General features: G+C 55.8%; 9 protein-coding genes and 2 tRNA genes. 8 read left to right on the top strand and 3 right to left on the bottom strand.

Annotated features, from left to right (window positions below; all coding sequences use genetic code 11):
- Window positions 1-93 precede the first annotated feature (93 nt).
- Entirely contained in the window at window positions 94-192 is a 99-nt protein-coding gene (locus JCM12296_RS37370) for a 30S ribosomal protein bS22 (protein WP_073474648.1), read from the top strand.
- Between the two features lie 98 nt (window positions 193-290).
- Here JCM12296_RS37370 and hflC read toward each other — a convergent pair whose 3' ends face one another.
- Window positions 291-1223, bottom strand: coding sequence for a protease modulator HflC (hflC, locus tag JCM12296_RS31285; protein WP_246805178.1), 933 nt, complete (start codon window positions 1221-1223; stop codon window positions 291-293).
- Window positions 1224-1257: 34 nt separating this feature from the next.
- On the bottom strand, window positions 1258-2292 hold the full coding sequence (hflK, locus tag JCM12296_RS31280; RefSeq protein ID WP_054701304.1) for an FtsH protease activity modulator HflK: 1035 nt from the start codon (window positions 2290-2292) through the stop codon (window positions 1258-1260).
- Window positions 2293-2700: 408 nt separating this feature from the next.
- Between hflK and JCM12296_RS31275 the strand changes: the two genes are divergently transcribed.
- Genes JCM12296_RS31275 through JCM12296_RS31265 form a run of 3 tightly spaced genes read left to right on the top strand, consistent with a single transcriptional unit; the run spans window position 2701 to window position 3868 of the window.
- Window positions 2701-3018, top strand: coding sequence for a DciA family protein (locus JCM12296_RS31275; RefSeq protein WP_054701296.1), 318 nt, complete (start codon window positions 2701-2703; stop codon window positions 3016-3018).
- Window positions 3019-3032: 14 nt separating this feature from the next.
- Complete coding sequence (locus tag JCM12296_RS31270; RefSeq protein WP_054701293.1) at window positions 3033-3287, top strand: methyltransferase; 255 nt, start codon at window positions 3033-3035, stop codon at window positions 3285-3287.
- Between the two features lie 44 nt (window positions 3288-3331).
- A complete protein-coding gene (locus JCM12296_RS31265; RefSeq protein WP_172684205.1) occupies window positions 3332-3868 on the top strand; it encodes a hypothetical protein in 537 nt (178 codons plus the stop codon).
- Here the strand turns inward: JCM12296_RS31265 and JCM12296_RS31260 are convergent.
- Window positions 3863-5188 (bottom strand): DUF1015 domain-containing protein, encoded by a 1326-nt coding sequence (locus JCM12296_RS31260; protein WP_054701286.1) that lies wholly within the window; start codon window positions 5186-5188, stop codon window positions 3863-3865. The genes JCM12296_RS31265 and JCM12296_RS31260 overlap by 6 nt on opposite strands.
- A 206-nt stretch (window positions 5189-5394) precedes the next feature.
- Between JCM12296_RS31260 and JCM12296_RS31255 the strand changes: the two genes are divergently transcribed.
- The 4 genes from JCM12296_RS31255 to JCM12296_RS31240 form a co-directional block, all read left to right on the top strand.
- Window positions 5395-5486: transfer RNA gene (locus tag JCM12296_RS31255), tRNA-Ser, on the top strand.
- Between the two features lie 79 nt (window positions 5487-5565).
- Window positions 5566-5659 (top strand) — tRNA-Ser (locus JCM12296_RS31250).
- 180 nt (window positions 5660-5839) lie between these two features.
- Window positions 5840-6550: a DNA polymerase III subunit gamma/tau gene (gene dnaX, locus JCM12296_RS31245; RefSeq protein WP_054701283.1), complete on the top strand. Its 711-nt coding sequence runs from the start codon at window positions 5840-5842 to the stop codon at window positions 6548-6550.
- Window positions 6532-7044, top strand: a 513-nt coding sequence (locus tag JCM12296_RS31240) for a hypothetical protein (protein WP_157068064.1), incomplete at its 3' end; no start/stop codon positions are given. The genes dnaX and JCM12296_RS31240, both read left to right, overlap by 19 nt.

The raw sequence follows: 7044 nt of genomic DNA, 5'->3' as shown, positions 1-7044 counted from the left end.
TGGGGATTAACCAAAAAAAGATGGACAAGCAACTGGCGATGGTATAAAAGACCCATTTTATCCAAATCGCTTAAAATGAATGGGGGTGATCGGTTGGGCAGCGTAATCAAAAAACGCAGAAAAAAGATGCGCAAGCATAAGCACAGAAAGCTGTTGGCCCGTACGCGGCACCAGCGGAGAAAGGGCAAATAATGCTACCTTTGACCTTCTGTGGATATCATTAAAAAAGCACCGATTCGGTTTCGTGTCGGTGCTTTTTAATGGCCCTTGCTCGGTCGGGATTTCCTATTTTACGGCGTCGCAGCCGCAGTGCCTTTGTAACCTTTCATGTACTTAAAGATTTCGGAGTCTGTCGACAACACCAGCGCGCTGTTTTCAGACAGGGCCGCATTGTAGACTTCCATCGTCTTCACGAATGAATAAAATTCCGGGTCGAGCCCAAAGGCGTCGGCGTAGAGACGCGTGGATTCAGCGTCGGCCTTGCCCTTGATTTCCTGGGCGGACCGGTAGGCTTCCGATTCGATGCGCTTCAACTCCCGCTCTTTGTCGCCCAGGATCTTCTGAGCCTCGCCTTTCCCTTCGGACCTGAATTTTTGGGCAATTTGCTTCCGCTCCGCGATCATTCGGTCGTAAACCGACTTGCGGACTTGTTCCACATAGTTGACCCGCTTGATCTTGACCTCCACCAGCTCAATGCCGAAGGGTTTCAGCTTGGGCGCGGCCTGATTCAAGATGCCACTGTCGATTTTGTCACGTCCGACGAAAACCTGTGAGAATCGGGCGGGTTTATCCCGTTGGGTGTTTTCCTGAGCCGTTCCGTCCCCCAGATCCTCAAAGGTATCCAGTTCACGATTGCTGTTGCGAACCGCTTCGATCAGCCGGTTGGAAGTGATGAAATTGCGTACGGTGGGGTCGATGATCTCGTCCAGGCGTTGCTGCGCCCGGCTGACATAGCCAACCGTTTTAAAAAAGGTTTCCGGATCGGTAATTTTCCAACGGGCAAATGTGTTGACCCAGATGTAGGTTTTATCGCGTGTGGGAATCTGGCCGGGATCACCGTCCCATTCCTGAAGATTTTTCGGAAAGACCAGCACTTTTTCGATGACCGGAATCTTGAACTGCAAGCCTGGTGTGGTAACGGTCCGGTTGACCTTGTCGAAGCGCGTGACAACGACCTGCTCGGTTTCATCGACGGTATAGGCACAGATGGCCAAGAGCAGCACCAGGCACCGACGACAGCCAATATTATTTTTGTTTTCATTTTAATTCACCACCATTCTTTCCGAGGTTCAGGAGCGGCAGAAGATTCTTCTGGTTGGCGTCGACGATATACTTGCGATTGATCTTCGGAAGCAGTTCCTGAAGGGATTCCAGGTAGAGTCGGCGCTTGGTCACGTCCTTGGCTTTGGCATATTCGGCATAAAGATCCCTGAATCGGGCCGCATCACCCTTGGCGCGGTTGATTCGGTCCAGTGCATACCCCTCGGCGGCTTTGATCGTACGCTCCGCTTCGCCCTTGGCGGCGGGAATGGCCTTGTTGTAGTCTTCGTTGGCCTGGTAGATCAATTTCTCCTTTTCCTGCGTGGCCTGGTTGACCTCGTTGAAGGAGGGTTGGACCGGCTCGGGAACATTGGTTTTTTTCATTTCCACGGTAACGATGGTGATTCCCGTTTCGGCCTTGTCCAGTTCCTGCTGCAGCACCTGCTGGGCTTCGACGGCGATTTCATCCCGTTTGGTGATGACTTCGTTGATGCTGCGGTCACCGACCACCAGGCGCATGCTCGATTCCGACAAGTCGCGCAAAAGACCATTGGGATCCTTGACTTTGAACAGGTAGCTGTAGGGATCCTTGATGCGATACTGCACGATCCAAGGCACGACAGCCACATTCAGATCGCCGGTGAGCATGAGCGCCACGCTTTCCGTATCCGATGCCGCGGTATAGCGCCCGCCGTAATCATTACGGTTCGATTGGAAACCGAATTCTTCCTTGTAGACCCGTTCCTGGCTGACCTTGGTGACTTTTTCGATGCCGAAGGGCCATTTGAAGTTGGGGCCCGGCTCGGCAATGCGAACGAATTTTCCGAAACGCTGAACCACCCCTACCGATCCGGATTCGATGGTGAAGAAGACCGAGTAGCCGATCAGCAGGATAACGATGAAGAGTAGAATCAGTAAAGATCCGCCGGGGGGCTTCAATCTCTTCAGTTGATTGATCAAATCCTCCATTTGTGGTGGCGCTCCGCCTTGCTGCTGATGCTGACGGTTCAGTTTTTCCCAATCCCAGGCCATTGCGCGTCCTTGTTTGCGGGTTATTGAAAAAAGGGTATTGCCGCTGTCCACCGGATCGCTTGCCGGTTGCAATCTCCCGCGGGCGGCGATGGCCGTCGTCCCCTGTTTGTGGACTGTTTACGGATGACGCCTGGATACGTGCGGATGGATGCGTGATGATACCGGATGATCGGCAAACGTGAGTTAATCTAAGGGTGGCCCTTTCCCAAGTCAAGGAAAATCAAACCACAAGCACCGCTCGTTGTTTCCATTAAAACCGATTCAATGGAAAATGTGGAAGACAACGCCAAGCTGGGGGTTGACTTCGTTTGGGACACCTCATATAGGCCATGGCATTCAGGGAAAATACGCATCCCCGATGCCGTGGCGCAGATATCAACCGATGCGAGCAAAAGGAACCTTCATCCCATGGAGAAAAAGAACCCGCCAAAGATTCCCTTTACACCCATCGGACAGGTGCTCAAATCCATCATCGACCAGTGCCGGGCAGAAAACAAAGACGGTATCCTGCAGCTCATCGAGGTGTGGGACAAGACCATCGGGCCGCCGATTTCTGACAACGCCCGGCCTTTTGCCATCATGGGGTCCCACCTGGTGGTGCATGTGTCCAGTTCCGCGTGGCTGCACCAGCTGCAGTTCCTGAAAAATACCCTTCTCGAAAAATTCAATCATGGGCTTCCGGGCGGACCGATTACCGATATCAAATTCAAAATTGGGCGATTTTAGCCGGTATTTGCATCATGCTGGAAGCGGCGACAAGGGATCAATTTTTTCATGGGCGGGTGGTTCTCCACCAACCCCGCGAAGGATATCGTTTTTCTATCGATGCGGTGATCCTGTCGCATTTGGCCGCCCCCGCCGATGGTGACCGCGTGCTGGACCTGGGAACCGGCTGCGGTGTGATTCCCATCCTGATGGCCTTCAGACAGGCAACCATCAACGTGGTGGCCGTGGAACTTCAGCCTGCGTTGCTGCCTTCGCCCGCCGAAATGTGACCGAAAATCAGATGGACGATCGGATTCGGATTATGGAGAAGGACATGGTCGACCTCTCGCTGGCCGATGTCGGCGGGCCGGTCGATTGGGTGGTGAGCAACCCGCCGTATCGCAAGTTGGCCAGCGGCAGACTCTGTGCCGATTCCCAGCGGGCCGTGGCACGTCACGAACTGAGAATCGATCTGTCGACCCTCTTGCACACCGGTCGACGCCTGTTGAGAAAGATGGGCCACCTTTCGATCATCTATCCGGCCGTCCGTACCGTGGATCTCCTTTCGGCCATGCGCGACGAGGGTATCGAACCCAAACAATTGACCATGATTCATGCCAACAGCGCATCACCGGCCCAATTGGTGGCGGTGACGGGGGTCCATGGCGGTCGTCCGGGAATGACGGTCTTGCCGTCGCTGAAGTCTACGACGCGAGCGGGCATTATACCCCGCCCATTGAAGCGATGTTTACCGGCTGAACAATCGGAGCGGTGCCCATCCAGAACTGTCGGATTCGTAGAGAGCCCCATAATGGATGCGTCCCAGGCACGGGCCGGTTCCCGTAAAAAACGACCCGCGAAAGCGCTATGATTCGTCGACCAGGCTGTTCATCACCAGGCCCGACCGCACTTTGGGGTAGAAATAGGTCGATTTGCGCGGCATGACCAGCCCTTTCTGGGCGACTTTCTGAACCTGTTCGATGCGGGTGGGGTTGAGAATAAAGGCCGCGTCAAAGGCGCCACTGTCGATGGCGGCCAGGGCCTTGTCCCCCGTGCTGGCATAGCCGAAGCGGGATGCGTCGTCCAAGCGGGCCTGGTCGAATTCGAGAATGTTCATGAATATCAGGCGGGTCAGGATGGTGACATCCAGTTCTTGGAGGGCCGCATCGAGTTCGGCGCCAAAAAGTTCTGCCATCACGCCGGTCTTGAGGGTCAGGATATGAAAGACCGGTGTCCCGTGGGCATAGACGCCGATGACATGACCTTCGGCACCGCTTGCCAGATCATTCCAGAACTGCTGTTCGACGGTCTTACGGTTTTCCGCCGTATAGGGATAGTCGCTGATATCGAACCAGGTCCGTGCGCGCTCCAGGGCCCGTTGGATCTCCTCGGGGGGCAATCCCCTGACCAGACGATGGGCGGGCAGGATGATCAACCCCGGGTCGCTCATGCTGCAAAGGTACATCATGACGTAGTTGGCCGGATGCCGGTCATTGAACGCGGGATCGGTGGCTTCGAGGTGCTTTTTGAAATTGAGGGCCGTCTCGTAGCGATGGTGGCCGTCGGCGATGAAGAGGCGTTTGTCCTGCATGGCATGGGTCACCTGGGCCTGTATGGCCGGGTCGAGGATCCGCCACAACTGGTGATGGTGACCGTTTTCATCGGTGAAATCGACATCCGCGCGCGACTTGTCGACGGCTGCTTCCAGCGTCCTCAAGAGGTTTCCCTCATCGGGATAAAGTGAGAAAATAGGACAGTAGTTACAGTGGGTGGCCTTGAGCAGATCGAGTCGTTCGGAGCGGACTTTGGAAAAGGTTTTTTCGTGGGGCAGGATGATCCGTTTTTCGAACGCCTCGATGCCCACCCGGGCAATCAGACCGTAGCGGGTGATCGTGGCTTGCCCATGCGGATAGGTGATGGCCTTCAGGTAGAGTGCCGGTTGGTCGTCCTGCCGCAAAACATCCTCGGCCACCCATTGGCGATAGAAGGCCGCCGAGCGGGTATGGGGATTGTCCTTGGCTGTGTCGGCCGGGGTGGCCAGCCCCAGGATCAGGCGAATGATATTGTTGGGGTGCCGCTCATGAAAGGCCACCTGTTCCTCGGAGGAGATCACGTCATAGGGCGGCGTGGTGACATCTGCGCTGTCGGCAATCTTTGCCGGATTATATAAAATTCCCTTAAACGGCAACACGGTGGCATGATTTGTCCTTTCCATAGTGGGGGGTCGATGCCAAGTTGGGCTTGATACTATAAATGGTCGCGTCAATTCAAGGATAAATCGGAGACGATACCGGCGCGCGCAGGGACGGGACGGCCAAAAAATCAATTTGACGCTTGACAAAGCATCGGGAAAAAGGCTATCGGAGGCTTCTTTATGCTGGTGCCTGCGGAAACAACGGAGAGGTGGCCGAGTGGCTGAAGGCCCCGCTCTCGAAAAGCGGTATCCTGCCAAAAGCGGATCGTGGGTTCGAATCCCACCCTCTCCGCCATCGCCGGTCCGACAAGGATGCTGAAGCGTTGTTCTCGCGGAGAATGCCAGCCGCCGTTGCGTTTGGTCGCCCCCTATGCGGAGAGATGTCCGAGTTGGCTGAAGGAGCACGACTGGAAATCGTGTGTGTCGTTTATAGCGGCACCGAGGGTTCGAATCCCTCTCTCTCCGCCACAACCTTGCGCTCCCACCCTTTTCTTTCCCCCTTGCATCCGTTTTTCCGCGCCGCTTTTCTTAATGGTTGACGGAAAGAACCGGAAAATCACGGCTTGCCCGTCGGTGGCACTTGGGATACATTGAGGCAGCCAACCTGGATGAACGCGTAAAAAGCCGTGGTTTCGAAGGTACAAGCAGATGGGTTATCTCGTTTTAGCGCGTAAATATCGACCCCAGACGTTCGATGCGGTGGTCGGGCAACAGCATGTCACCCAGACCCTTAAAAACGCCATCAAGGCCGGGCGGGTGGCCCATGCCATTCTCTTTTCCGGTCCCCGCGGCACCGGTAAGACCACCGTTGCGCGCATTCTCGCCAAGGCCATGAACTGCGAGACGGGCCCCACTGAAACCCCCTGTAACCACTGTCGTTCCTGCATGGATATCACCGCCGGCCGGGGCGTGGATGTGTTCGAGATTGACGGTGCTTCCAACAACAGCGTCGAACAGGTGCGTGAACTGCGCGACAACAGCCGGTACATGCCGGCCCATAGCCGTTTCAAGATCTATATCATCGACGAAGTTCATATGCTCAGCATCGCCGCGTTCAACGCCCTCCTGAAAACCCTGGAGGAGCCGCCGGCCCATGTGATGTTTCTTTTTGCCACCACCGAGGCCCATAAGATCCCCATCACGATCCTTTCGCGCTGCCAGCGCCACGACCTCAAGCGTATTGACCTGGCCGCCGTGGTCGGCCACATGGAAAGTCTCTGCCGGCAGGAATCGGTCGCCATATCAACCAACAACCTGTGGCGCATCGCCCGTGAGTCCGGCGGCAGCATGCGGGACGCCTTGAGCCTTTTGGATCAGATCCTGCCTGCGGCGACGGCCAGTTGGATGACGCCCATGTGATGAACCTGTTGGGCGGGTTGGACCACGCCGTGCTGTCCGACCTTTCCGCTGCGGTATTTTCCCGGGACATCTCCCGCGTACTGGCCGTTATCGCTGATGTTTTTAAAAATGGCCAGGATTTGAAACGCTTCTATGCGGATTTGTTGATGCATTTCCGCCACCTGATGCTTGTCAAAATGGCCGTCCGCGCCGATATCCTGGCCGAGCTTTCGCCGGGTGAGATCGAGGCCATGGCCGATCAGGTCAAGGATGTCTCCCTTCCCCTGATCGACCAGACATTCACGCTGCTGTTCAATGCCGAAACCAACGTGCGGCATGCCTACCAACCCCGCTTGGCCATTGAAATGGTTTTTTCAAGGTCTTACAGATTCTGCCGAGCTTGCCCATTGATCAGCTTATCGCGCGCATGGACAGCCTGCTGCGGGATCCGCAGCTTTTGGCATTGCCGGCCCATCCGACCGATGCGGTGCCGGCGGCTCAAGGACCGGCCGTTG

This window comes from Desulfosarcina cetonica JCM 12296, assembly GCF_001311845.1.
GTDB lineage: Bacteria > Desulfobacterota > Desulfobacteria > Desulfobacterales > Desulfosarcinaceae > Desulfosarcina > Desulfosarcina cetonica.
This window is presented reverse-complemented; position numbering and strand designations above follow the sequence as displayed.